At 41.6% G+C, this 24,255-nt stretch carries 22 protein-coding genes, 1 tRNA gene and 2 pseudogenes; 15 read left to right on the top strand and 10 right to left on the bottom strand.

What is annotated here, in order from left to right:
* The 5 genes and pseudogenes from CV014_RS07795 to CV014_RS07775 all read right to left on the bottom strand — a co-directional run.
* Nucleotides 1-460: pseudogene (locus tag CV014_RS07795) on the bottom strand (hypothetical protein); the annotation flags it as partial.
* Between the two features lie 4 nt (nt 461-464).
* Nucleotides 465-1,220 (bottom strand): hypothetical protein, encoded by a 756-nt coding sequence (locus CV014_RS07790; protein ID WP_236141513.1) that lies wholly within the window; start codon nt 1,218-1,220, stop codon nt 465-467.
* Nucleotides 1,221-1,272: 52 nt separating this feature from the next.
* Nucleotides 1,273-4,020: pseudogene (locus CV014_RS07785) on the bottom strand (hypothetical protein).
* A complete protein-coding gene (locus CV014_RS07780; RefSeq protein ID WP_236141512.1) occupies nt 3,968-4,345 on the bottom strand; it encodes a hypothetical protein in 378 nt (125 codons plus the stop codon). Before CV014_RS07780 ends, CV014_RS07785 begins: the two are co-directional and overlap by 53 nt.
* 10 nt (nt 4,346-4,355) lie before the next feature.
* A complete protein-coding gene (locus CV014_RS07775) occupies nt 4,356-4,973 on the bottom strand; it encodes a hypothetical protein (protein WP_236141511.1) in 618 nt (205 codons plus the stop codon).
* A gap of 743 nt (nt 4,974-5,716) precedes the next feature.
* On the opposite strand from CV014_RS07775, the gene CV014_RS07770 reads away from it, so the two are divergent.
* From CV014_RS07770 to CV014_RS07745, 6 genes are all read left to right on the top strand, one after another.
* The gene (locus CV014_RS07770; protein WP_236141510.1) at nt 5,717-6,694 is read left to right on the top strand and encodes an SDR family NAD(P)-dependent oxidoreductase; all 978 of its coding nucleotides are present in this window, start codon (nt 5,717-5,719) and stop codon (nt 6,692-6,694) included.
* A 126-nt stretch (nt 6,695-6,820) separates the two neighbouring features.
* Nucleotides 6,821-7,645 (top strand): SDR family NAD(P)-dependent oxidoreductase, encoded by an 825-nt coding sequence (locus CV014_RS07765; protein ID WP_236141509.1) that lies wholly within the window; start codon nt 6,821-6,823, stop codon nt 7,643-7,645.
* A complete protein-coding gene (locus CV014_RS07760) occupies nt 7,629-8,966 on the top strand; it encodes a flavin-containing monooxygenase (protein ID WP_236141508.1) in 1,338 nt (445 codons plus the stop codon). The genes CV014_RS07765 and CV014_RS07760 overlap by 17 nt, the downstream gene beginning before the upstream one ends.
* Before the next feature lie 330 nt (nt 8,967-9,296).
* On the top strand, nt 9,297-10,634 hold the full coding sequence (locus tag CV014_RS07755) for a ParA family protein (RefSeq protein ID WP_236141507.1): 1,338 nt from the start codon (nt 9,297-9,299) through the stop codon (nt 10,632-10,634).
* The gene (locus tag CV014_RS07750) at nt 10,631-11,317 is read left to right on the top strand and encodes a Rho termination factor N-terminal domain-containing protein (protein WP_236141506.1); all 687 of its coding nucleotides are present in this window, start codon (nt 10,631-10,633) and stop codon (nt 11,315-11,317) included. The genes CV014_RS07755 and CV014_RS07750 overlap by 4 nt, the downstream gene beginning before the upstream one ends.
* Nucleotides 11,318-11,623: 306 nt before the next feature.
* On the top strand, nt 11,624-12,190 hold the full coding sequence (locus tag CV014_RS07745) for a chlorite dismutase family protein (protein ID WP_236141505.1): 567 nt from the start codon (nt 11,624-11,626) through the stop codon (nt 12,188-12,190).
* Between the two features lie 77 nt (nt 12,191-12,267).
* Here CV014_RS07745 and moaC read toward each other — a convergent pair whose 3' ends face one another.
* Entirely contained in the window at nt 12,268-12,768 is a 501-nt protein-coding gene (gene moaC / locus CV014_RS07740) for a cyclic pyranopterin monophosphate synthase MoaC (protein WP_236141504.1), read from the bottom strand.
* A gap of 37 nt (nt 12,769-12,805) precedes the next feature.
* On the opposite strand from moaC, the gene CV014_RS07735 reads away from it, so the two are divergent.
* Together CV014_RS07735 and CV014_RS07730 are read left to right on the top strand one after the other, a co-directional pair.
* Nucleotides 12,806-12,879 (top strand) — tRNA-Arg (locus tag CV014_RS07735).
* A 94-nt stretch (nt 12,880-12,973) separates the two neighbouring features.
* The gene (locus CV014_RS07730) at nt 12,974-13,138 is read left to right on the top strand and encodes a hypothetical protein (protein WP_236141503.1); all 165 of its coding nucleotides are present in this window, start codon (nt 12,974-12,976) and stop codon (nt 13,136-13,138) included.
* On the opposite strand, the gene CV014_RS07725 is transcribed toward CV014_RS07730, so the two are convergent.
* On the bottom strand, nt 13,131-14,144 hold the full coding sequence (locus tag CV014_RS07725) for a glycosyltransferase family 2 protein (RefSeq protein WP_236141502.1): 1,014 nt from the start codon (nt 14,142-14,144) through the stop codon (nt 13,131-13,133). The genes CV014_RS07730 and CV014_RS07725 overlap by 8 nt on opposite strands.
* A 52-nt stretch (nt 14,145-14,196) precedes the next feature.
* On the bottom strand, nt 14,197-14,907 hold the full coding sequence (locus CV014_RS07720; protein ID WP_236141501.1) for a C40 family peptidase: 711 nt from the start codon (nt 14,905-14,907) through the stop codon (nt 14,197-14,199).
* Nucleotides 14,908-14,913: 6 nt separating this feature from the next.
* On the opposite strand from CV014_RS07720, the gene CV014_RS07715 reads away from it, so the two are divergent.
* Nucleotides 14,914-15,852: a serine hydrolase gene (locus tag CV014_RS07715; RefSeq protein ID WP_236141500.1), complete on the top strand. Its 939-nt coding sequence runs from the start codon at nt 14,914-14,916 to the stop codon at nt 15,850-15,852.
* On the opposite strand, the gene CV014_RS07710 is transcribed toward CV014_RS07715, so the two are convergent.
* Nucleotides 15,823-16,038: a hypothetical protein gene (locus tag CV014_RS07710; protein WP_236141499.1), complete on the bottom strand. Its 216-nt coding sequence runs from the start codon at nt 16,036-16,038 to the stop codon at nt 15,823-15,825. The genes CV014_RS07715 and CV014_RS07710 overlap by 30 nt on opposite strands.
* Before the next feature lie 36 nt (nt 16,039-16,074).
* Between CV014_RS07710 and CV014_RS07705 the strand changes: the two genes are divergently transcribed.
* The 4 genes from CV014_RS07705 to CV014_RS07690 all read left to right on the top strand — a co-directional run bounded on the left by CV014_RS07705 (nt 16,075) and on the right by CV014_RS07690 (nt 20,188).
* Nucleotides 16,075-17,127, top strand: coding sequence for an ABC transporter permease (locus tag CV014_RS07705; RefSeq protein ID WP_236141498.1), 1,053 nt, complete (start codon nt 16,075-16,077; stop codon nt 17,125-17,127).
* A gap of 39 nt (nt 17,128-17,166) precedes the next feature.
* Nucleotides 17,167-18,075 (top strand): ABC transporter permease, encoded by a 909-nt coding sequence (locus CV014_RS07700; protein ID WP_236141497.1) that lies wholly within the window; start codon nt 17,167-17,169, stop codon nt 18,073-18,075.
* A 509-nt stretch (nt 18,076-18,584) separates the two neighbouring features.
* Nucleotides 18,585-19,055: a tetratricopeptide repeat protein gene (locus tag CV014_RS07695; RefSeq protein ID WP_236141496.1), complete on the top strand. Its 471-nt coding sequence runs from the start codon at nt 18,585-18,587 to the stop codon at nt 19,053-19,055.
* Between the two features lie 65 nt (nt 19,056-19,120).
* Nucleotides 19,121-20,188 carry an ABC transporter substrate-binding protein gene (locus CV014_RS07690; RefSeq protein ID WP_236141495.1) on the top strand — a complete coding sequence of 356 codons (1,068 nt, stop codon included), beginning with the start codon at nt 19,121-19,123 and terminating at the stop codon, nt 20,186-20,188.
* Here CV014_RS07690 and CV014_RS07685 read toward each other — a convergent pair.
* Entirely contained in the window at nt 20,185-22,194 is a 2,010-nt protein-coding gene (locus CV014_RS07685) for a serine/threonine-protein kinase (protein WP_236141494.1), read from the bottom strand. The two genes, CV014_RS07690 and CV014_RS07685, sit on opposite strands and share 4 nt — an antisense overlap.
* A 188-nt stretch (nt 22,195-22,382) precedes the next feature.
* On the opposite strand from CV014_RS07685, the gene CV014_RS07680 reads away from it, so the two are divergent.
* Both CV014_RS07680 and CV014_RS07675 read left to right on the top strand, forming a co-directional pair.
* Nucleotides 22,383-23,468 carry an ABC transporter substrate-binding protein gene (locus CV014_RS07680; RefSeq protein WP_236141493.1) on the top strand — a complete coding sequence of 362 codons (1,086 nt, stop codon included), beginning with the start codon at nt 22,383-22,385 and terminating at the stop codon, nt 23,466-23,468.
* Nucleotides 23,468-24,241, top strand: coding sequence for an ABC transporter ATP-binding protein (locus tag CV014_RS07675; protein WP_236141492.1), 774 nt, complete (start codon nt 23,468-23,470; stop codon nt 24,239-24,241). The genes CV014_RS07680 and CV014_RS07675 overlap by 1 nt, the downstream gene beginning before the upstream one ends.
* Nucleotides 24,242-24,255: the final 14 nt, after the last annotated feature.

The raw sequence follows: 24,255 nt of genomic DNA, 5'->3' as shown, positions 1-24,255 counted from the left end.
CGGCGACTTCTTCAGCTACACTCATATTTAATGCTTGTTGATAAACTAGATTCCCATTGGCTGTGGTGATGACTTGTTGATTGACTGTGTTAATAAAGTTACGTACACCCAAGGTCAAACTTGAAAGCATACTACCATTCCCAGCATTACTGAGTAGAACTACGACGATAAAAGGCCAAACTAATGCAGATATCGGGCGCGAATATTCACTATGAATGACATCTTTGAGCCATTGAATCATGAAAAATAAAAGTGTGCCGACGGCGAAGAAAATACCTAAGTTAGTTAATGCGCCATATAAATTGTTACTGGTATTATTTTGCAGTAAGTCTAGCCATTGATTATCCCAGCTTTCTGCTAGGCGGCGTGCAGTGGTGACACCATTATTGAGGGTGTCGGTGATACCAATTTCAGCTAGGATTTGTTTCGCGCCAAGGCGCAAAGGCACAAAGTTATTCATAGCTTTAGTTATCGGGTTTTGTCCCGAATAAATCGATTTGGGAGGTGGTGCGTAAGAGTCTGGCGGCTTCTGTGGCTGAATCTATTCGTCGCGCTCGATTTGATTCTTCCATTTGTTGGGATATGTTGGCTAGGTTTAAATTGGAGTATTGGATAAATTGATTGGTTTGCAGGTTTTGCGCTAAGGTCTCGGCGATGAGTTTTGATTGTTCGCTTTGGATTCTAATGCTTTGATACTGTAAATTAGATTGTTCTCTAGAGGCAATATTGGCAGGGTTATCAGTGGGTATAGCTCCCAAGAGTTTACCGAGTATACCATCAGATTCACTACTAATATTGGTAATATTTTCTATTGTTTGTTCTGTGTTTTCTAGTTTATTTTTTGTTCTGATTTGGGCATCTCTACCTAAAACACCAACTACGGAACTACGGGTGATGACTCGGTTAATTTCGTTAGTAACTGAGTTAGAATATACTGCCTGATTGTTTTCAAATTTATCGGGGATAGTGTTAAAAAATAAAATACCTTGGCGGGCTTGTTTGCCTGCATCTATGGGATTGGGTAAATTTAAATCTCCACGAGCATTGCTAAGAGCATTTTGAGAGTTATTATCTAAGCTGTCATTGAGGTTATTTCTCAGATAGTTTTGAAAGTCTGTAGAGTAATATTGAAAGTCTGTCCAAACCTTACCTAATTGCGCCATTGCTGGCAAAATTAAGAGGGCTGAGAATGTCAGAGTTAATAAAGTAGTTTTTTCCATATGTATATCACCCCAGTCACATAACTTAATTTTGAATTTGGAATTGACACTGTTAACTACCGCGTAATGCAGCAACTAATTGCCGGGCAAATGTGGAAATTGCTTCATATTTATTTTCATAAATTTGCATTGCTTGTTGGCGTGCGGTTTGTTCGTGGGGGTTGTTGGCGACGACTGCTAATTGTTCATAGCCTGGATAATAACGGCAGAAGTATGGATACCGTTATCATCTAGTAACCATTGGCTATAAACTCCTTCTTTGCGGGGAAAAAAGCTTTCGGTGGCGTTGCGTCCGATAATTTCACGGGGATATTTTAAGATGTTGATGAAACTATCTATGGCTACGGGTTGAATGCGTCCAATTAATCGGGTAGTCAGGTTTTGTAAAATCTTAGATGCGGCTCTAGATTTAGCGATGGTATCGGGGTCTTGGGCTGATAAGATGACTCTAATACCAGCTTTAGCACCGTTGGCGCACATTCTGCCGACTAAATCCGAAATTTGGTCAAATTCAAATAAAATTGGGGCTTCATCGATAAAGAAGATAGAAGCGGGACTACTTAAGGCGCGACGCAAGGCGGCCAGAATATGCACTTAAGGACAACACCGCCGCATCTTCGTTATCGGAGAGGTTCCGCAGTGCAAATACCAATAATTGCGCGTCGGTGGGAAAGCTAGATGGTGCAGAGATGGCTTGTCCGACACGGCTGGAAAGCCAAAATCTTAAGCGGAGGTGAATTTGGCTGAGTGCGTCTTCAACTCTACCACTGACAGAATCGAGTCTAAGATGTTCGGGGGAACAAAAATGCAGAAAGTCTTGGAGTGTGGGGGTTTTTTGCCAAGCTGGAGAACCAAAGCCGCCTTCTATAGCCATGCGATAGCGTTCTTGGATACCGATATCAGCAAAGAATGCACTTAAGGCTAAGTTGAGGAGGGAACGAACGGTTTGGGCGAGGAGTTGATTTTCACTGGATGAGCCTAAGACCATTGTCATTAAGGCTGATTCCAAAAAGGCGGTATAATCGAGTAGGCGATCGCGCTGTTGTTCTGGATCTAGCGATCGCAAGTCTGGTTGTTCAAATAAGTTATTCGACTGTTTAGAAATATCAAAATAGGCTCCGTTCCCTTCCATAAACTGGGCATAGTCGGTAAAGGTAGATGTGCCATCAGGTTTAGGAAAGTCTAAGGCGACTACGGGGATATTATAGGCTAAAGCTTGGGTTAAAATTCCCGAAACTAAGACTGATTTACCTGCACGGGTGGTAGCAAATAAGGCTAAATTCTTGTGCTGGTTAAATAAATCTAAATGTATGGGTGTACCGCCTTCTTCCGCAATTAATTCAAAGCCTTTTTTATCGCCTGCTTTGGTTAAAACTAAAGGCATTAACCCTGGGACTTCACTAGTTAAATATAACTGACGACGGTTAAAGGGTTTAACTAATAATCCTTCCCAAACTATAGGTAATGACTGTAACCAAATTTTCCAGGCATATTCTATTTCTCTAACTACTTGTGCTGGACGTTGGAAACAGTTTTCAATATATCTTGTGGCTTCATCTAATTTTTCTACAGTAGGACGATGCACGAAAATGGCTAACCCCGTATAAATGGGAATCGCCCCTTCATATAATTGTTCTTGAGCTGCGACGGATTTTTTTAACTTTAATTGAGCATTAACATCAATAGTTCTACTTTTTTCTTGCGCCATCAGTGCTGTCATGTTGGACTGTTTCAGCACTCTTTGTAAGGTGGTTTTGACTAAAGCGGGGTTAGCTGGTGTCAGTTCACAGACTATTTCTGTATCAACTATTGTTTCCCGCGCTAGGAGTTCCCATAAGTAACGCAACTGAGCAAATTTATTCGGCCAGCCACCTGGTTTTTCTAGGAAAGTCAACGCACCAATGTAATTATTCTTTACGTTTACCCATCTGCGATCGGCACAAGGTACAGCAGTTTCCATTAACATGGTTGTACTGTGGATATTTTCAATTAGTAATTTGGTGCTGGGTAAATCTGAATAAACTTGCTCATGCAGTCCATTTTCATCTAAGTGAACTAACTGGGGAATAGGGATAGCTGGAGTATAATTAAATCTTCTCCAAATATTTTCCCAGAGTTCATCTGCATTCAGGGGTTTGATATCTAAACCCATCTTATTAGATAATAACTGTTCCCAACGACAAAAGCCTTGTTGATAAGCTCGGATGATCACAGTTTCTATCCGTTGATTTTCAACTTCTGCAATATCACCCTTAAATTTTAACCACCAACCTTCCGCTTGTCCTAACAGTTTTTCAATCCAGTCATTGGCATGACTGGCGTTGGGTTCAATTGTATAAGTTACATAAATTCTCAAGAATTTGGGCTTACGTAATCCCGCATTCGTCAGTTCTTTAATTCTGGCTCTCTCCGCCATTAATAGATATTTTATATCCCGTGATTGAGTGGTTTTGATTAAATCTGCAAGCTCCTTTTGTCGTTCCCCATCGGAACTAAAAGAACCCATGTGCAGAGTCATCCTTTCACCTTCAGGAATATCTTTCAGCCCCGATTCAATGTTATTAAAAATCGTATCCATTTGTTCGTTTCTTAAAGTGGTATGAATACCACGACACTCAAAACCAAAAACAAAGCAAAATCTATCTTTTTGAGTTCCCTTAGTTAAAATGTACGCACCAACATCTCGCCCATCTAATAAAATTCGCAGCATGGTCGATAAATGCAGTGCGTCTTCAAAAGGCGTTAATCTACTTTCTTGTCCGCCGATACCGACGCTTTGTTTTCCGATTTTTTGCTTCATGGTTAACTTCCAACAAGCTTTGATAACGAGCAAAGCCTCTTGTCCAAGTGGGAACTCCGATAAATTTACTTAAAAACCGCCAACTCCTACCACCACTTAAAATCCACCAGGTTGCTATTCCCCAACCTGCAATGAGTGCAGTCCATAACCATCTTTGAAAGTCATCTGTAAATAAACCTCCAAAAACTCCATTGACGATGAAATAAGCAGCCAAAACAATGACTGTCCAAGGAAATATTTGATCAGCAGGAATTGGCCCCAATGATGGTTGAGAACCGAGAATTTGATTAACTGGACGAAACTCTTGCTGTTTTTCCTCAGACATAATTAACTAATTATTTATTACTACTATCGCCAATCACAAAGCCTGTGAGAACATCTGCTACTGTGACAGCTACCACCACTAAAAGAGGAGTTCTCGCTACACTTTGCCAATCTTCATCTTTGCGGACTGCATTAATCACACCAACCAAAGAAATCGCTATGTATAGTAAGTAAATGCCTCTGAGAATATTGAATATTAAACTGACTGCTGCTTGACCATTATTATTTGCTGTTCCCTGAGTTAAAGTATTTTTGAAAAAATCTTCGGCTCGTCTGAAAAATTGTGCCTGAGCCGGTGCAGCAAAATAATCTAACCAAAACAGGCTCATAATCAAAGCCAATGCTAAAATTTGGCAGACAATTAACCATCGTTTCGGCAAATGTGACTGCTGTCCAATTTGTTGTATCACTATGGTGATTAAACTACCAAATAGCAAACAAAACAGCAACAGAGGACTTTTTAAACTGATCACGCTTAAAAATACAATACAAGCTAATAAAAACGGTACTGATTCCAGCAATTGCCGCCACAAAAATGCTAATTTTTTTCTCACCTTACCAGTACCGGGGGCTGAATTAGCTGTTAAAACTTGCGTATTCTTTTTGGCATGAACAATTTGTCTAGGCATTTACCAATGTCCTTATAGTGATTGCAAATATAAGTTTGTGATGATGTTGAAACCTTGATAATTTAGCATAATATAACAGTTGTTATTCAAAAACTTGTCTGACCCTATTTAGAATATCTATCCCTACCATTGTTCATTGTTAAAATTTAGTTAACAGCATCTTAATATTACATTAAATAGCAATTTGATATTTTCTGTGAAATGGGTTTAAATATGATATTGAGAATTAGATATTAGGCAAAAATTGACTGCTAACTAAATAAATCAACCAAGTAATTTTCTTGAGCATAAACTTGAGCATGAAAGTCATTTTTAATTATTTTTTCTGCTACAAGAAGCCTAATCAATGATAGGATAATAGTAAATTAAGTTGACGCTACAATCACCTCTCTGAAGTTCTTCACAGACAATAATTTTAGCCTAATGAGCCTACCGAGAATAATGCAAATGTTCCCCAGGCTGAAAGGCTGCAAGTAAAAACACTGTTAATTAAATTGTATGATTTTGGCGATCGCCTAGCCAATAACCTCTGCACTAGGTTACTGGATAGGGGGCAAAATGTCTAGTCTAAAAGGCTACTGATTCGTTTTTTGGGGATTGATTGGGGATTGGGGACTGGGGACTGGGGACAAGGTAGCAAGTGAGAAAAACCGTTCCCTGTTCTCTAATGACTAATGACTAATGACTATTGACTAATGACCATTGACTAATGACCATTTACTAATTACCAACCAACAATCATCATGAAACATCTTGAGGGGAAAGTGGCGTTAGTCACAGGTGCAACCAGAGGTCTAGGCAAAGGAATTGCCATTGGACTAGGAGAAGCGGGAGCGACTGTGTATATTACAGGACGCAGGTTAAACCCAAACTCCAATGATGAGGTTGCAGGTAGTTTATTAGAGACACAAGTAGCTGTAGAACAAGCTGGCGGTGTGTGTATTCCTGTACAGGTAGACCACAGCGACGATGAACAGGTGCGGTTACTGTTTGAACGTATCCAAGATGAGCAAGCAGGAAAGCTCGACTTACTAGTAAATAATGTATATGCCGGAGTACCAGCATTAACCGACGCACAAGGTCAACCATTTTGGGAATGTGAACCGTCTTTGTGGGATGCTTGTAATAACGTCGGTTTGCGTAGTCATTATATAGCCAGCGTGTTTGCTGCCCGGATGATGGCAAAGCAAGGACAGGGATTAATCTGTAATATTTCCTCTTGGGGTGGTCTTTCTTATATCTTTGGTGCAGCTTATGGTGCTGGTAAATCAGGCTGCGATCGCCTAGCATCTGATATGGCGGTAGAACTCAAACCATACAACATCACAGCCGTTTCCATTTGGCCGGGAATCGTCGGGACAGAACTCTTTTCCACCCTCGCCACCGAACTAGCACAACAAGATAATATTAATCCCAGCAACTCAGTCCTCAGTGAGCGATTCAATTGGGAAACCCCCCTATTAACAGGAAGAGTCATCGCCAAATTAGCCACAGAACCGAACCTGATGCGCCGCACCGGCAAAGTGCAGATTGTCGCCGAATTAGCCCAAAAATACGGCATAGTCGATCAAGAAGGCAACTTACCCGCCTCCCTCCGTTCCCTACGCTTCCTCATTCCGGCTGCAATACCCAACCTCAGAAAAAACCCTTCACTCATCCCAGACATTAAAATCCCGTGGTCACTTCTACTATTAACCGCCCTCCAATCCCCTAAGATTTAATCAGACTCTCAAGGGGTTTAGGGGTTTAGGGGTGTAGGGGTGTAGGGGTATAGGGAAAGAAAAATCCCATACCCAATGCCCAATGCCCAATGCCCAATTCCCAATGCCCAAATTTTGAATTGTTAAATGACCCAACTATCCCAGACAGTTATTCTCATCACTGGTGCATCCGGTGGATTTGGACAGGAACTAACTAAACAATTGTTAGCAGCCGGTAGCCGACTAATTCTGACAGACATAGATGAAACTGTCTTGCGTCAGCGCGTTGCAGAAATTCAACAACAAGTCAAAACCGGTGAAGTGTTAGCTTGTCTTGCGGCTGATTTATCTACATCCGCCGGGTGTGAAACCCTTTATCATCAAGTCAAAGCCTTAGACATCCCTGTTGAGATTTTAATTAATAATGCTGGCATTGGCTTATTCGGTCGTATGGATGAAGTACCGAGCGAAAAATGGGAACGTCTCATGCAGGTAAATCTCCTCTCTCCCATGCGCTTAAGTTCCTTATTTGCTGCTGACATGATTACTCGCCGCCAAGGCCACATCGTCAATATGTCCTCCTTAGCTGGTTGGTCAGCATTTGCTGGGATGGCTCATTATGCAGCCAGCAAATTTGGCTTGCGTGGATTTAGTGAAGGACTATACCAAGAAGTCAAAGACTACAATGTGAAAGTGACAGCAGTTTATCCTTTCTTTAGTCGTACCCCCATTCTGGAGTCAGAACGTTACGGCACTCTCGCCAAACAATTTCAGGGATTTCCAGAAGATTTGGTGACAGACCCCGCCGATGTGATGCGTGCCACAATTCAAGGCATTATTCGTAATCAACTGCACGTATTTCCAGATAAAACGGCTAAAACTGTGCATCTGCTGAAAAGATATTTCCCTCAGCTACTCGATTGGGTAAATGCTGGGTTTGGTAGGAGGTTAAAAAGTGGTGACAGTAAGTAAATTAGATACAACTCAAAACCTAGTCGCTACTCAAGACAAACATCTCATTATTGGCGCAGGATTTGTGGGATTGGGTATGGCTCAAGCACTGCAAGCAGCCAATATATCCTATGATCAAGTGGATGCTAGTGATGATATCGGTGGTAATTGGTATCACGGTGTGTATGAAACTGCACATATCATATCTTCCCGCAAGATTACCCAATTTACTCATTTCCCCATGCCGAATAGTTATCCCGACTTCCCCAGCGCACAAAATATGCGGGATTACTTAAACTCTTTTGCTGATCATTTTGACCTACGGCGCAACATAGAATTAAATCGTCAAGTCAACTACGTGCGACCAGTAGAAAATAACCTCTGGGAAGTCACCTTTGATAATGGAGAAAAACGCCTGTATAAAGGTGTTTTAATGTGCAATGGTCATCACTGGTGTAAACGCTTTCCCCAATTTAAAGGAGAATTCAACGGGGAAATTATCCACACCAAAGATTACAAACACCCTAATCAATTGCAAGGTAAACGAGTTTTAGTCATTGGTGGCGGTAACTCCGCTTGTGATGTCGCAGCAGAAGCGGCGCGTGTCGCTGCTAAGTCGGTTTTAAGTATGCGGGAATCAGTCTGGTTTATTCCCAAAACCTTTGCAGGTGTTCCCGTTGCAGACCGTGCCAAAGGCTCATCACCGTTATGGTATCAAAGACTGATGACTCATTTACTCATCCGTCTCACCTTCGGCAAACATGAAGATTATGGTTTACCCGAACCCAAACACCGAATTTTTGAGAAACATCCCACATTAAATAGTGAAGTTCCCTATTACATCAAACACGGTCGAATTACCGCTAAACCAGGAGTGAGTTTTTTAGATGGCGATGAAGTCGAGTTTGTTGATGGTACTCGCGAAGCATTTGACCTCATCGTTTGTGGAACTGGCTACTATGTTTCCTACCCCTTCCTTCCCCCAGAACTTCAACGCGTAGAAGGTTCAGTGGTGAAATGCTATGAAGGTTCATTTTTAGATGATTACAAAGGATTATATTTTCTCGGCTGGGAACAACCACGGGGTGGGGTAGGTTCAATTATTTCTGCTTATGGGCCACTTTTTGCACGTTATCTAAAACTACAAGATGAAATTAATATTCCTCTGGGTTTAGTGTTAAAAGAAATGGGACACAAGCTACCAGGAACACATTTATGTGACCCACATAAATATTTTAGACAATGGGAAAAAACTAACCGCTCATTTCATAAGATTGTCAAAAAAGCCCATCAATTAGAACGTCAAAATCAAGACTTTCAGAATCAGGTAATAGCAAATTAGATTAGAGGTTTGTAGTAAGGACTTTAGTCCTTAGATGAGGACTGAAGTCCTCACTACAAACTAAAAGTACCACATTTATAGGATTTCCACGAGATTTTTGAACAGATACATAGCGTAGGCAAATTGCAGTGTGGATGTTCCTCCCCCAATATTAACTTTGTGTTAGCAGCGAGAGTACAGGTCTTCGGTGCGTTACGGCTTACGCCTAACACACCCTACATATACTACATATACTTAAGATTTTTCAGAAATTAAATTGGATTCTTATAGTTAATATTTCTTCTCAAATGGGAACTCTAGACTTAGACATTGCTGGAAGTTACCCACGCTATGAGCAGAACAATTACTAGTCTTCAGGCTGCATTACAAAGTCTTCCTGACAACGCACAAGAACCCGTTGTAGACCATCTTTTTGCGTCTCATCTGTTAAATTCGTTAGGGTTTCAAACTGAAGAGATTCATCCACAATACAGCACGGGTAATGGATCTGTTGATAAAGCCGCAAGAAAAACTATTGGGGACGATGCTTTTTTACACACTAAATCAAATCCATACCTTTTGCTGGAGTTGAAAGGTAGAGATATTAATTTATCTCAAGATGCTGCACAGTATCAAGTAACAGTTGAGCAAATAAAGCGTTATCTTCTTGCGCCTAACTGCACAACAGTACAATGGGGAATTATTACTAATTCCTGTCATATTCAACTGTTCCGCAAGCATGGGAAAGTAATTTTTCCTGCAACAAAGTGTATTTCAATTGATGCTAACAACATTGATAATGTTGCTGCTGAAATTCGACAAAAAATTGAAAATACTAATAAAGCGTTAACTATTGCTGTTTATAACAATAAAGGTGGAGTGGGAAAAACCACCACTACAGTTAACTTAGCAGCTATTTTAACTTTTTTAGGGAAGAAAGTTTTAGCAGTAGACTTTGACCCAAATCAACAAGATTTAACTAGTTCTTTAGGGATTCCACTCAGTCAAGGAAGTGTATTTGAGGCTCTTACAGAAAGGAATATAGATTTGCTAACTACTCTATATCCTTATAAATTTCCTCTTAAAAAACTACACAGAGAACTGAGGTTTGATGTTATTCCTGCTGATCAAAAACTAACGGATACACCTGAACATCAGTTGCTTAGTCATCTACAAAGTCATACTCTTTATCGCAAGCTAGAACCAGCACAGCAAGAATATGACTATATTTTGATCGATTCACCACCAAACTGGCGAATTTTTAGTCAATTAGCTGTTTATGCCGCCGATGTTGTTCTCATTCCCACCAAGCATAACAATCTTTTTTCTTTAGAGAATGCAGCAATGGCAATGAAAAAGTTTATCCCTGAAGTACAATCCAAAAAACTTGATGGTAGTCCCATTCCATTACCAATCTTTTTTAATGGAGAAAAGATAACAGATCCTCAGTTGAAAGTTGCTCAACAAGAAATTAATAATATCCTTAAAGATGCTAAACAAGAGGGATTTAATTTACTACCTTACTTCTATCCTAAGTATACTAAGGCAAAAAAAGACCTGCATATTCATGAAGTTCCAAGCTACGCTAACATAGCTGGTTCAGCTTTCTCGCGTATCCCTGCTGTTTATCGAGATATATCTGCTCATGAATATTACAAAAATTTAGCCAAGGAGTATTTTTTACAATGAATAGCCTCAGCAATATCGGCAATTTAATGCTTTTGTATTTAGATGAAATTGACCCAGGCGAAGGAACTAAAGCACCTGATTTTTTAATCAAAGCTTCAGCCCATTTACTCAATCAAAAAGGCGGACGAAATTGGATTCCAGTTATTGTCAAAGAAACTGGTAAAGATAAGTATCAAGTAATTGCTAACTCATTCATTTACGCTATTGCAGAAGCGGCTGGTTTAGAACGCGTTTGGTGCATTATCAGTGATGGTAGTGATGAAACAGTCGAAGTTACGAAAATACTTGCAGGGGAAGAGATGCCAAAAATCAATCTGTCTAAGGCATCTAGAGACGAAATTATGTCAGCATTGGAATATTTAGTGAAACAACCAGGTAGTGTCCTCACAGGAGTGAAACCTGCGATCGCTACTAATCGTATTGATGAAGCTCCCCGTCAATACTGGAAAACATTAGAGCCAATTGTGAATCTAAAATGTGGCATTACTAAAGGTAAAAAACTAGATGCCTTAAATCAAGTTTTTTATCTAACTCCTCAACCAATGCCCGATACAACCCATGAGACTAGTATCCTCAAAACAATGTCAACGGCTGAACTAAAAGCGATTGCTAAAAAGCGGGGTATTGCTGGTATTAGTAAGATGAAAAAAGATGACCTCGTAGCGGTATTAAGTAAATCGTAAAATTGGCTTGCATAGAGTTTTAGAAACACTCAATATCAAGATGAGTGTGTAAATTTGAGCGTAATTACATCATCCTAAGCTGTTACGCAGCCAAATTTAATAAACAGAGTTACCTGTATTTCTAATCATACTAACTTATTGACTTGATCTCGTATTATACAAGCTGCGTAGCTGCTTAGACCGAATTCCTCAACCAAAACCCATTGTATTTGACCGAATTTCTCAGCCAAAATTCATTTTGGTGTTTTAGTTTAGCAAGTAATTCTTTACCCGGAAGAAGACAAGGAATCTAAAAGGTTAAGAGGTATGATGAACAACAGATACTCATTTGTTGGTGGTAAGCAAGGCATCTGGCGAGTAACAGATGTGCGAGGCGTTTTTGGACTAAGTTTAGACCTTGTTGAAAGAGTAAATGTGGTGAATGATATTGTTGCAGAATTGCCATTAGATAGTTCATGGGTTCTGCAAAGTTTCGTCAGTAATATTCGCTACTCTAAGCGTGATGAAGTTTCTACTCTTCGGGCGGTGCAGCCTGCGCTAAATCGTTCGGAAGCCTTTTCTGCCGTGCTGATTCCAATTAAAAAATCTCTCCATTGGTGGGAAATGGCACAAGATGAGCGACGAGCAATTTTTGAGGAAGAATCTCATCATACAGCTGTTGGTTTGGAATATCTTCCAGGAGTCGCACGTCGGCTGCTTCACTGTCGGGATCTCGGAGAACCCTTTGACTTTCTCACCTGGTTTGAATTCGCGCCGGAGCATACCAAAGCTTTTGACGAGTTACTGCTGCGGATGCGCGCCAGCAAGGAGTGGGAGTATGTGGAGCGTGAGGTTGAAGTTCGCCTAGAGCGAGATGATGTATCGCAAATGTAGGCAGGTGGGCAGGGAGAAAAGGGGAAATTTTTCTCCCCCATGCCCCCTGCACCCTGCACCATTTCCTCTTTTATGCCCTATGCCCCAAAATAATCTCCTGATTTACCACCTGTTTTAGTAACTAGGCGAATCGCTTCAATTTGCATCGACTTTTCTAGGGCTTTTGCCATGTCGTATAAAGTCAACGCCGCTACGGAAACAGCCGTTAAAGCTTCCATTTCTACACCGGTTTCGGCTTTAGTTTTGACTGTCGCCTGAATTTGATAACCAGGTAGTTCAGAATCGGCGGTAATTTCGACGGTGACTTTTTGCAGTGGTAAGGGGTGACATAGGGGAATCAAATTAGAAGTCTGTTTAGCCGCCATAATTCCAGCTATCCGCGCCGTGGCTAAAACATCGCCTTTAGGAGTGTTTCCTGCTTGAATCGCTGCTAAAGTTTCTGGCAGCATCCGCACTTGGGCAGCAGCTACAGCTTCCCTGACAGTAGAGGCTTTCGCGGACACGTCTACCATCTGTGCTTGTCCTTGATTATCAAGGTGAGTGAGGTTTGCAGAATTTTTTGGAAAAGTGTCTTGCATTATTCTCAAAAGAAGTGTTACTATATATTTCTTGTAAGGGCGTGTAGCTCAGTGGACTAGAGCACGTGGCTACGGACCACGGTGTCGGGGGTTCGAATCCCTCCTCGCCCGTTTAAGAAGGAAAAAGTAAAAAGGCAAAAGTGGGTTTTTGATAACTGGCTTTTGCCTTTTTGGTTTGTAGGTATGGGGAATAGGGCATTGGGCATTGGGCAAAAAATTCTACCTTGTCCCCCTTGTCCCCCTTGTCTCCTCCCGATTCCCTATTCCCGATTCCCTATTATTCACTGAAGCGATCGCTAGCTTTACCTGTGAAGACTCGGAAAGAGAAACTAGCGATCGCGGAAATCATCATAATTGTTACGTCAGTTAACTTTTTTTGCCACTACTTCCCGCACACGATATATTGGTTTGCCTTGAGATTCGTGGTAAGTCCGCATGACTAACTCTGCCAACAGTCCAAAGCAAAATAGTTGTACTCCTGTAACTAGTAGTAGTACCGCCAAAATCAACAAGGGACGATTACCGATAATTTCACCAAAAGCTAACTTGATAACTGTTAAGTAAATCCCTAACCCTGTTCCTAAAATCATCGAAACTAGCCCCAACAAGCCAAAAACGTGCATGGGACGGGTGAGGAACTTTTTCATAAACAAAATGGTGAGCAAATCCATTAACACGCGAAAAGTCCGCGATATGCCATATTTGCTTTGACCAAAACGCCGGGCGTGGTGGCGCACAGGTAGTTCTGTAATTCTTGCCCCTTCGATGTAAGCTAGTGCAGGTAAAAAGCGGTGGAGTTCACCGTAGAGATTCATATCTGCCACTAGTTCTGCACGATAGGCTTTGAGGGAACAGCCATAATCATGGATATAGACGCTAGTAGTGCGACGAATTAGCCAATTAGCAATTTTAGAAGGTAAAAGCCGATTTAAAGCCCCGTCTTGGCGATTTTGCCGCCAACCACTGACTAAATCATAGCCTTCCTCTAGCTTGGCTAATAACATAGGAATATCGACTGGGTCATTTTGCAAATCAGCATCTAAAGTGACGATCGCTTTACCGATAGCATATTTAAATCCCGCCGCCATCGCCGCCGTTTGTCCATAATTTCGCCGCAGAATCACCGCCTTTAAATCAGGGCGGATTTGTGCCTGTTCCTTGAGAAATTCTGCTGAACCATCACTTGAACCATCATCGACACAGATGATTTCATAGCTTAACTGACTAGCGGTAAGAGTAGATGCGATCGCCTCCAATAACAAAGGCAAACTCTCCACCTCATCCCGCACCGGCACTACTACCGATACATCGGGGACAATGGCGGAAATTAAACCATCATCCTCACTTAATCTATCTGGAATCAACCCACTCCTCATAAGCAATTAGTTATTAGTCATTAGTCATTAGTCATTAGTCATTAGTCATTAGTCAACAGTCAACAGCCTTACTCTCATAACTTCTCACAACCCGGCCAGCCCCTCGCAACTGCTGATAGTATGACTTACTAACCACATCTCCCTGTTCCGAGAGGATGTCAATCCCTATGCCGTTGCGTCCTTGTTCTTTGCCGGAACTATGGATGTAATGACCATCACCTAAATACAAGCCGACATGGGTGGCTTTGGTGGGTGTGCCGAAAAATACTAAGTCTCCTGGTATGAGTTCGGCTATAGTTATAGGTTGGGTGAAAGCTTCTTGTTGATAAGCATCTCTCGGCAACCGAATTCCTACGGAAGCAAAAGCAGATTGCATTAGTCCTGAACAATCATAATTTGGCCCCACTGTGCCACCCCAGAGATAATAATTAGGCGGCTGCATGGCTTTATGGGTAAAGGCAATCACTTCTGGTAGCAGTTGTTGAATTTCAGCTTCGGAAAGTGACTGAGCCTGATAAAGTACAGTAGCAGGTTGTAATAAACTAACATCACTAAAAGATACCCACCCTGGATAGTCGTCCTCACATAAATACACCTCAACTGCTGTACCTTGCTGATTTGATGTTACCTGTAAATGTCGCCCTGCTGCTGCTTGAGTTGCAAGGCGGGTGCATTCGGGAGAATCATATAAGTTTAAATCGGCTAGACATTCACACTCTTTTGCGGTCAAGTTGAGGATTTGAGATTCTATATTAGAGAGCATTCTGCAATGGTTTTTTTTAGCAAAGATGAACAACTAGAAAATCTGGGTAATAGCGTTTTAGAGGCTACTTGGTCTAAATTTCCTTCTTTAGCCCGTAATCAAATAGCGTTGACTTGGATTGTTTATGATCCGCCTGTGCCAGTTAATACTGGTGGGGCGTTAACTCCCGATGCTTTTTGGCATCATCCTGTACGTGGTTTTAATTATCGTGGTGCAGAACGAATTTATCCGGCGAGTGTGGTTAAACTGTTTTATTTGGTAGCAGCTAACGAATGGCTAGAAAAAGGGATGACTCAGCCATCCAAGGAATTGGATCGGGCTTTGCGCGATATGATTGTTGATTCTAGCAATGATGCTACCAGTTTGATTGTCGATATTTTGACAGGGACGACATCAGGCCCGGAGTTATCCCCAGGCCCCTTTGAAAGTTGGAAACAGCAACGTAATTTTGTCAATCGCTACTTCCAGTCTTTGGGATGGGAGGAGATGACAAGTATTAATGTTTGTCAAAAAACTTGGGGTGATGGCCCTTACGGACGAGAAAGGGCTTTTTATGGGGAGATGTTTGAAAATCGTAATATGTTAACGACAAATGCGATCGCTCGTCTTTTACATAGTATTGTAGGAGGCGTGGCGGTTTCTAGTGAGCGATCGCAAAATATGATGGCTTTACTTCAACGCAGCATTAACCCCGATGATTTACCCAAAGATGTTGAGGAAGACCAAGTAACAGGTTTCCTGGGTGGTGGACTTCCCCCCAATAGTCAAATCTGGTCAAAAGCCGGCTGGACAAGTCAAGTGCGTCATGATGCCGCCTACATTGAGTTATTAGACCAACGCCCATATCTATTAGTAGTGTTTACTGAAGGCAAAGAACAAGCCACCAATCGCGCCATTTTACCCTTTGTCTCTCAGTTAATTGCTGAAGCTGTTAGTCGTCTTTAATGGGCATTGGGCATTGGGCATTGGGCATTGGGCATTGGGCATTGGGCATTGGGCATTGGGCATTGGGCATTGGGCATTGGGCATTGGGCATTGGGCATTGGGCATTGGGCATTGGGCATTGGGCATTGGGCATTGGGCATTGGGCATTGGGAATAGTGCGAATGTTGGTGTGCTATAAATCCACACAATAGACCTGATAACGGATAGCTGATAGGGGTGGTAATGAATGAAAAATACCTAAAACCAATATTATCTCCCCTCATAGCGATCGCCTCTGCTTTGATGGTCGGTGCTATTCTCATACTATTGGCTGGGGCAAATCCCATCACGGCATACACAGCTTTATTACAAGAATCCTGTTTTAACTATTTCGGATTTGGTAATACTCTCACTAAAATGACACCCCTACTCTTGACTAGTTTAGGGGTGTTAGTTGCTCTTAAGGCTGGTCAATTTAATATTGGCGGGGAAGGGCAAATTTATTTGGGTGCGTTGGGTAGCACTTTAGTAGGGTTATATGTACAAGGAATCCCAGCATTGATTCACATTCCTCTAGCTTTGTGTGCCGGATTTCTCTTTGGGGCAATTTGGGGCGCAATTCCTGGTTATCTCAAAGCCATTAGGGGAGTGAATGAAGTGATTACGACGCTGCTATTAAATTACATCGCCATCAATTTGGTGAGTTACTTAGTACAAAACCCCTTAAAAGCACCTGCTGCACCTAGTCCTTATTCCCCATTGATTGCCAAATCTGCTCAATTGCCGATTATCTTACCCCAGAGTTTAGCCCATGCCGGGATTATTTTAGCCGTCATCGTAGCGGGGATATTGTGGGTTTTATTAGTGCGATCGCCTCTAGGATACCAAATCACCGCCGTCGGATTTAACCCCACAGCAGCCCGTTACGCCCACATTTCCGTAGAACGCACCATCATGCTAGTGATGGCTGTAGCGGGAGGATTAGCAGGTTTAGCTGGTGCATCAGAAGTGATGGGGTCAAAGTATCGTTTATTTGAACAAGTTTCCCCTGGTTATGGATTTGATGCCATTGCGATCGCTTTTTTAAGTCGTGGTAGTATCGGCGGTGTAATTTTAACTTCCCTATTTTTCGCAGCTTTGCGTAGTGGTGCCAACGTCATGCAACGCAGCGCAGGCGTTCCCGTCACCGTAGTTTACGCCATCCAGGGTTTGACTGTATTATTTATTGCCATTAGTCTTGCTGTGGAGGGCGAGAGGAGGCAGAGGGGCAGGGGGCAGGGGGCAGGGGGAGAATAGAGTGATGGGTGCTGACTAATGACTAATGACTAATGACTAATGACTAATGACTACCTCATTGCCAGTTTACGTTTAGCTGTCCCTTTGGCGTTTGCTGCCCTTGGGGGAATGTATTCTGAACGTTCGGGAGTTCTGAATATTGCCTTGGAGGGGATGCTTTTGACTGGGGCTTTTACTGGTGCGGTAGCTACTTTTTACACTAATAATCCTTGGCTTGGTATGTTGGCTGCTTTGATAGCTGGGGCTTTGGTGGGATTACTGCACGCTTTTTTATGTGTGAGTTTATACGTTAATCAGTTGGTTTCGGGATTGGCGATTAATTTGGTGGCGGCGGGGTTGACTGCTTTTTTGGCGAGATTGGTGTTTCATGGTGCTAGTACACAACGATTACCAGGAATTGAGCCAATTATTATTCCTGGTTTAGCTAATCTACCTATATTGGGGGTATTGTTCCAGCAAGATATCTTCGTCTATTTATTGTTGGCTTTGGTTGTCGCAAGTCTATATATTTTATTTCACACTAGCTTCGGGCTGACTTTACGGGCTGTCGGGGAATATCCCCAAGCGGCGGCTACGGCTGGGGTGTCGGTTAAGAAAGTGCGGTATTTAGCGGTGATGCTGAGTGGTATTCTTGCTAGTTTGGGTGGGGCTTATCTAGCTTTAGTGCAGATTAGGTTCTTTACAGAAGGGATGAGTGCAGGTAAAGGATTTATTGCGATCGCTGCTTTAATTTTTGGCAGATGGCATCCTATTGGTAGTACCTTGGCTTGTTTATTATTTGGGGCGACGGAAGCTTTGCAGTTACGTATCCAAGCCTTGGGGGCGAATATTCCCTATCAATTTTTAGTTATGTTACCGTATGCGATCGCTTTATTCGCACTACTCGGATTAGCAGGTAAGTCCAAACCTCCCCAAAGTTTAGGTATTCCTGACACACCAAAACGGTAGACAAGGTAGACAACGGGGACAAGGTAGACAAGGTAGACAAGGTAGAATTTACTTCTCATTTCAAAATCGGCTAAACGCCACACTACCGCTAACAACACTCATTACTCATTACTCATTACTCATTACTCATTACTCATTACTTATTACTTATTACTCATTACTCATTACTCATTACTCATTACCCCTTACTCCTTACTCAGCACTCAGCACTCCAACTGATTTGTAATTTTTGTGTGAACTATTATTTACTAAGTCTTTACATGAAATTCGGTAGTTCGTTGGCATTTTTAAAATTCTTGTATGTTCATCAAGAATTGCGGATAAGTTTATATACTTAAGTACAGATTAGTAGTGTTACTTAATACAATAAAAAGCAATTAATTGCTGAATCAATAATATTACTGAGATAATTTTTACCAGGAATTTAAAAATCAACGAAGCAAATTGAAACGAAAGTTGATACCTTGAGTACAAGGAGAAAATTACTGAATATCGCTAATCTCAAATTCATGGATTCTTTATCAATCAGCTCTCTACTTGAAGATTTGAAAAATCCTGATGCTCTAGTCCGGGATCAAGCAACAAAGAAACTCTGGCGGATTTGGTTCCAGCAAAAGGGGGTTTACGGCTTGGAAAAAATCGATCAAAGTCAAAAATTGCTAGATGCTGGGGAAATTACGCAAGCAGAAACAACTCTTACAGAACTCATCAAAGAACAGCCTGATTTTGCTGAGGCTTGGAATCGTCGCGCTTTCCTCTACTACAGTATCGGCGATTATCGTAAATCCCTAGCTGACTGTCAGATGGTGATTCAAATCAACTCTGTACATTTTGGCGCGTTGCATGGAATGGGTTTGTGTTACGCCGCACTAGGACAATACAGCAAAGCTATCAAATCTTTTAAACGCGCTTTGGAAATTCAACCCTATTCTTTGGTGAATCAAAAACTAATTTTAGAATGTACACTGAGACTTAGCTAAACAGCTTAGAGGAAAACACGTAAGTAGTGTTTCTCCGCAATCATCAGGAGACATTCTATCTTTGTATGAACTGGTTTTCACCCACGTCAGCCGCTATTCCTTATCTAAGTCGCCGTCGATTCCTTCAGTATGGTGCAATTTTTGTTGGTAGCAGTGTTATCTCTGCTTGTACCAAGCAAAACCAAGCATCTACCTCTAGTTCTGGGTTAGATAAAGTCACCTTCGGGACTAATTGGTTAGCCCAAGCCGAACACGGGGGATTTTATCAAGCGATCGCCACAGGTATCTACAAGCAACACGGCTTAGATGTCACTATTAAAATGGGTGGGCCACAAGTACCCAGTGGCGCGCAACTGTTGACGGGTGGTGTGGTAGATTTCTTCATGGGGAACGGTATTGACGCTTTTAATGCAGTCGCCCAAGCAATACCGACAATTAGCGTCGCCGCTATCTTTCAAAAAGACCCGCAGTGTATTATTGTACATCCCAATACAGGGGTCAACACCTTAGCTGATCTCAAAGGTAGACCCATATACATCTCTGCGGGTGCAAATGTGACTTTCTGGCCATTATTAAAAGCTAAGTTTGGTTTTACTGATGACCAGAAACGCCCCTACAACTTTAACCCTGCGCCTTTCTTAACAGATAAAACTTCTGCACAGCAAGGTTATATTACCTCTGAACCCTTTGCGATTGAAAAGCAAGGCGGGTTCACACCACAAGTATTTTTACTTGCAGATTATGGTTATCCCAACTACACCACGACTATTGAAACGACAAAAGAAATAGTCAAAAACAAGCCAGATTTAGTGCAGAGATTCGTTGATGCTTCGATTAAGGGATGGTACAGCTATCTAAAAAATCCCCAACCAGGAAATCAACTAATTCAAAAAGATAATCCTGAAATGACCGACGCACAACTTGCCTACGGTCTACAAAAACTGCAAGAATACGGAGTGATTATTTCAGGAACAGCCCAACAACAGGGTATTGGTTCGATGACTGAGGAAAAATGGCGATCGCTATTTGAGAGTATGGTGAGTGTAGGTTTGTATCAGCCGAATCTCAAATATCAAGATGGTTTTACCTTACAATTTATCAATAAAGGTGTGGAATACTATCAAAAAGGTTAGGGCGATCGCCAAACTTTTACGGTATTATCTGCACTACCACTGACTAAGGTTTTACCATCTTTACTAAAACTCAGGGAGACTACTTGCTTATCGTGAGCGGAAATGGTGTGTATGAGTTTCCCTGTGTCTAAATTCCAAAAGCGAATCTCTCCATCTAAACCACCACTAGCTAACACCTGAGCATCGGGACTGATGGCTAGGGATAATACAGAGTAGGAATGTCCTGTAAGGGTACGCACCAATTCCCCGTTATTCAGTTTCCACACTTTAATTGTTTTATCCAGACTACCACTAACCAGAACTTTGTTATCAGGACTAATTGCTAAAGATGTCACCCAACTTGTATGTCCTGTGAGGTTTTGCAGTTGTTGGCCGGTTGTCACATTCCATAACCGAATAGTTCTATCTGTACTACCACTTGCTAGAGTTTGTCCATCGGAACTCAAAGCCACTGATAATACTGGTAGTGTATGCCCGTAGAGTGTGCGTATTCTTTGACCATTGGTTGCATTCCACAACCGCACAGTTTTATCCGTACTACCAGTAGCGAGAACCTGTTGGTCTTGACTAATGCTCATGGCATTATTCCATGCCACATAACCATTTGATTTAAAACTACGAATTTGTTGACCACTACTCAAATTCCACTGCTTAATAGTTTCATCCAAACTACCACTTGCTAAATCTTGTCCATCTTCACTAATTGCTAATGACAAAACAGGTAGTGAATGTCCATAGATCGTGCGAATTAATGTCCCTGTTTGAGCATTCCATAATTTAATAGTTTTGTCATGGCTACCGCTTGCTATAGTTTGTCCATCTGGGGTGATAGCTACGGAAGCAATAGCTTCCGAGTGACCAGTTAGAGTTTCCGCTAAAGCAATTTTTTTCGCCCATGATTCGGCAGGATTCGCCCCTACTAAAGATAATAAATCCTCTCGCCAAAAATAAAGTATTCCTGGTAAAATTAATCCCAAGACAACAATTAAGCTGATGGTTTTTAGTGGTAGGTTTGGCAAATTTTGCCCACTCCACAAACCGCCGCTATTTCTGTTATTCAGGAGCGATGGTTTGAAGAAATTTTGTCCAGAATTGCGTTTACTTTGTCGTTTAATTTCCCGTTCAATGTCTGCCAAACGGCGGAGAATTACACCTGTATTCTGTGGACGTTGGCCAGGCGATCGCCGCATTAATTCATCAATTAAAGTTGCCAAACCAGGGGAAACATCTGTGGCATAATTACGCCAGTTTATTTCATCTTTATTGGGGTCATAAATATCTTGGTCATTGGGAAATTTACCAGTGAGTAAATAAACAAAAGTTCTCCCTATCGCAAAAAAATCCGATGTAACGACAGCTTGACCATTGAGTTGTTCTGGCGGCGTAAACCCTGGAGAATTAATCCCCGTAACCTGACCTGCGGCTTGTTTAATTACGTAGGTTTGGGTAACTTCTCTCGCTGCACCAAAGTCAATTAATACTAACTGACCATCTGCCCTGAGCATAATATTAGATGGCTTAATATCCCGATGAAAAAAGTTTTGTCCGTGGACTTCATGCAGAATATTAAATAACTGCTGTAACCATTCCAAAGCTAAGTCTTGATTGATAGGCCGACTTTGGCGTTGATACATATACTGCTCAAGATTTAGCCCTTCAATTTTCTCCATTACCAGACAATTTAAACTTTCTTGAGCATTGTTTGGTAAAAAAGTGAAATATTTATCCCCCTTGGGTATACCTGGACAATCTAACTGACTTAATACTTGTCCTTCTTTTTGAAAGAGTGATATGGCTTTAGGGTGAGTATTTAACAATATCTTCAGCACCTTTTTTGCGCCATTGCGTTCTACCACTTCATAAGTCTTACCAAAACCGCCACCACCTAAAAAACCAGTTACCTGATAGCGACCTTCCAGCAACAATTCTGAACCACAACTTTGACAAAATAAAGCATGGTTATTATTTTGAGGGTTTGGGCATTGGGGATTAATACAGAGAATCATCGTTTTTATAAAAGAATTTTTTATATTATTTCCAGATGATTAGATGATAATATTTCCTGTAAATTAACTACCATCTTAGCCCACTATGGCGATTCAGCTTGGGAATTTATGAATATCTTATACTATCATCTTTCAATAGTATTGAGTATCTTTAAATACTTTAATTTTGCCAACATGAGAGGCATAAGATGAGTCAAGCTGATAAATTATTACATGGTATATCTAAGATAAATCGCCGCAAATTTCTTAAATATAGTTCCATAGCCACCGGTAGTGGTATCCTGGCAGCCTGTACAAATGGTGGCAAAAGTCCCTCCGTAAATACCACATTCCGTCCGAGAAATACCGGACAACTAGACAAAGTGACCTTTAGTCTGCACTGGGTAGCAGAGGCTGAGTATGGTGGTTTTTACCAGGCTGTCGCCACCGGTATTTATCGGGATCATGGTTTAGATGTCACCATTAAACCAGGTGGGCCTAGAGGTAATTACACATTATTATTGATGGGTGGGTCTGTTGATTTGATTATGGGACATAGTGGCGATGCTCTGGGAGCATTGAGAGACGGTGTTCCGATGATTACCATCGCTTCGATTTTCCAAAAAGACCCCCAAGTATTAATTGCTCATCCTGGTACGGGTAACGACTCCTTAGAAAAACTCAAAGGGAAACCAATTCTTGTGGGTTCTGGGGGGGAAGCGACATACTGGCCATTTTTAAAAGCCAAGTATGGTTTTACCGACGACCAAAAACGCCCTTACAATTTTGATGTGCAACCCTTTTTACAAGATAAAAATATTATTCAGCAAGGTTTGCTAACAGCCGAACCTTTCGAGATTAAGAAAAAAGGGGGATTTGATCCGACAGTTCTGCTTCTAGCAGATTATGGTTACAACGCCTATAGCTTCACTATTGAAACCACTAAAAAACTCGTAGAGGTTAATCCCGATTTAGTGCAGAGGTTTGTTGATGCTTCTATTAAAGGTTGGTATAGCTATCTAGAAGATCCAGTTCCAGGGAATAACTTGATTAAAAAAGATAATCCCAGTATGTCTGATGAGCAAATTAGCTTTACCCTGGAGAAGTTAAAAGAAAATGGCATCGTCACCGGCGGAGATGCTCAACAACTGGGTATTGGTGCTATGACTCAAGAACGCTGGCAATCTTTCTATGACAATTTAGTCAAAACAGGGGTTTTTGATAACAGTATTAACTACCAAGAGGCGTTTACTTTACAATTTGTGAATAAGGGAGTAGACCACTACAAGTCTTAATGAAACACTATCCTGTCATTCAACTTCATCAGGTAAGTAAGGTCTATCGCAATGGTACAGTTGCCCTCAAAGACCTGAATTTAGTGATTCCAGAATCGCAATTTGTCAGTTTAGTAGGGGCTTCTGGCTGTGGGAAGAGTACGGTGTTGCGGTTGATAGCTGGACTAGGAAGCGTCAGTTCAGGAACTATTGACTGGGGAATAGACACAGCACAACGCAAACTCGCATTTGTGTTTCAAGATGCAGCCCTCATGCCTTGGGCAACGGTGAAGGATAATGTCCAACTACCATTAAAATTGGGGGGAATGTCCAGCCAGCATTCCCAAGGGTTGGTAGCCCAAGCTTTAAAGGTAGTGGGGTTAGAAAAGTTTGCCCATAATTATCCCCGTGAGTTATCAGGGGGAATGAAAATGCGTGTTTCCATTGCGAGGGCGTTGGTAACTCAGCCGAATATTTTATTAATGGATGAACCTTTTGGGGCTTTAGATGAAATCACCAGGAGTAAACTCAACAGTGATTTAGTTGATTTGTGGTTACAACATCGCTGGACAGTGGTGTTTGTCACCCACAATATTTATGAAGCGGTGTATTTATCAAATCGGGTGTTAGTCATGGGGACAAGTCCAGGAAGGATAGTAGCAGATATAGACATTAATGTCCCCTTTCCCCGTGGTGAAGATTTTCGCACTTCATCGGTGTATAACGAATATTGTCGGACAGTATCAGAGCATTTAGCAGCAGCGATGAGATTTGGTGATATGGTAGGATTTTGAACCGCCAATACAGG

The sequence above is a fragment of the Nostoc sp. CMAA1605 genome, from assembly GCF_021596505.1.
Lineage (GTDB): Bacteria > Cyanobacteriota > Cyanobacteriia > Cyanobacteriales > Nostocaceae > Trichormus.
The sequence above is the reverse complement of the archived record's forward strand: the minus strand, read 5'-3'. Positions and strand labels throughout refer to the sequence as shown.

Coding starts and splice junctions, on each gene's coding strand:
- CV014_RS07790 (WP_236141513.1), bottom strand. CDS start 1,220: ATGGAAAAAACTACTTTATTAACTCTGACATTCTCAGCCCTCTTAATT.
- CV014_RS07780 (WP_236141512.1), bottom strand. CDS start 4,345: ATGTCTGAGGAAAAACAGCAAGAGTTTCGTCCAGTTAATCAAATTCTC.
- CV014_RS07775 (WP_236141511.1), bottom strand. CDS start 4,973: ATGCCTAGACAAATTGTTCATGCCAAAAAGAATACGCAAGTTTTAACA.
- CV014_RS07770 (WP_236141510.1), top strand. CDS start 5,717: ATGAAACATCTTGAGGGGAAAGTGGCGTTAGTCACAGGTGCAACCAGA.
- CV014_RS07765 (WP_236141509.1), top strand. CDS start 6,821: ATGACCCAACTATCCCAGACAGTTATTCTCATCACTGGTGCATCCGGT.
- CV014_RS07755 (WP_236141507.1), top strand. CDS start 9,297: ATGAGCAGAACAATTACTAGTCTTCAGGCTGCATTACAAAGTCTTCCT.
- CV014_RS07750 (WP_236141506.1), top strand. CDS start 10,631: ATGAATAGCCTCAGCAATATCGGCAATTTAATGCTTTTGTATTTAGAT.
- CV014_RS07745 (WP_236141505.1), top strand. CDS start 11,624: ATGATGAACAACAGATACTCATTTGTTGGTGGTAAGCAAGGCATCTGG.
- moaC (WP_236141504.1), bottom strand. CDS start 12,768: ATGCAAGACACTTTTCCAAAAAATTCTGCAAACCTCACTCACCTTGAT.
- CV014_RS07725 (WP_236141502.1), bottom strand. CDS start 14,144: ATGAGGAGTGGGTTGATTCCAGATAGATTAAGTGAGGATGATGGTTTA.
- CV014_RS07720 (WP_236141501.1), bottom strand. CDS start 14,907: ATGCTCTCTAATATAGAATCTCAAATCCTCAACTTGACCGCAAAAGAG.
- CV014_RS07715 (WP_236141500.1), top strand. CDS start 14,914: ATGGTTTTTTTTAGCAAAGATGAACAACTAGAAAATCTGGGTAATAGC.
- CV014_RS07705 (WP_236141498.1), top strand. CDS start 16,075: ATGAATGAAAAATACCTAAAACCAATATTATCTCCCCTCATAGCGATC.
- CV014_RS07700 (WP_236141497.1), top strand. CDS start 17,167: ATGACTAATGACTACCTCATTGCCAGTTTACGTTTAGCTGTCCCTTTG.
- CV014_RS07695 (WP_236141496.1), top strand. CDS start 18,585: ATGGATTCTTTATCAATCAGCTCTCTACTTGAAGATTTGAAAAATCCT.
- CV014_RS07690 (WP_236141495.1), top strand. CDS start 19,121: ATGAACTGGTTTTCACCCACGTCAGCCGCTATTCCTTATCTAAGTCGC.
- CV014_RS07685 (WP_236141494.1), bottom strand. CDS start 22,194: ATGATTCTCTGTATTAATCCCCAATGCCCAAACCCTCAAAATAATAAC.
- CV014_RS07680 (WP_236141493.1), top strand. CDS start 22,383: ATGAGTCAAGCTGATAAATTATTACATGGTATATCTAAGATAAATCGC.
- CV014_RS07675 (WP_236141492.1), top strand. CDS start 23,468: ATGAAACACTATCCTGTCATTCAACTTCATCAGGTAAGTAAGGTCTAT.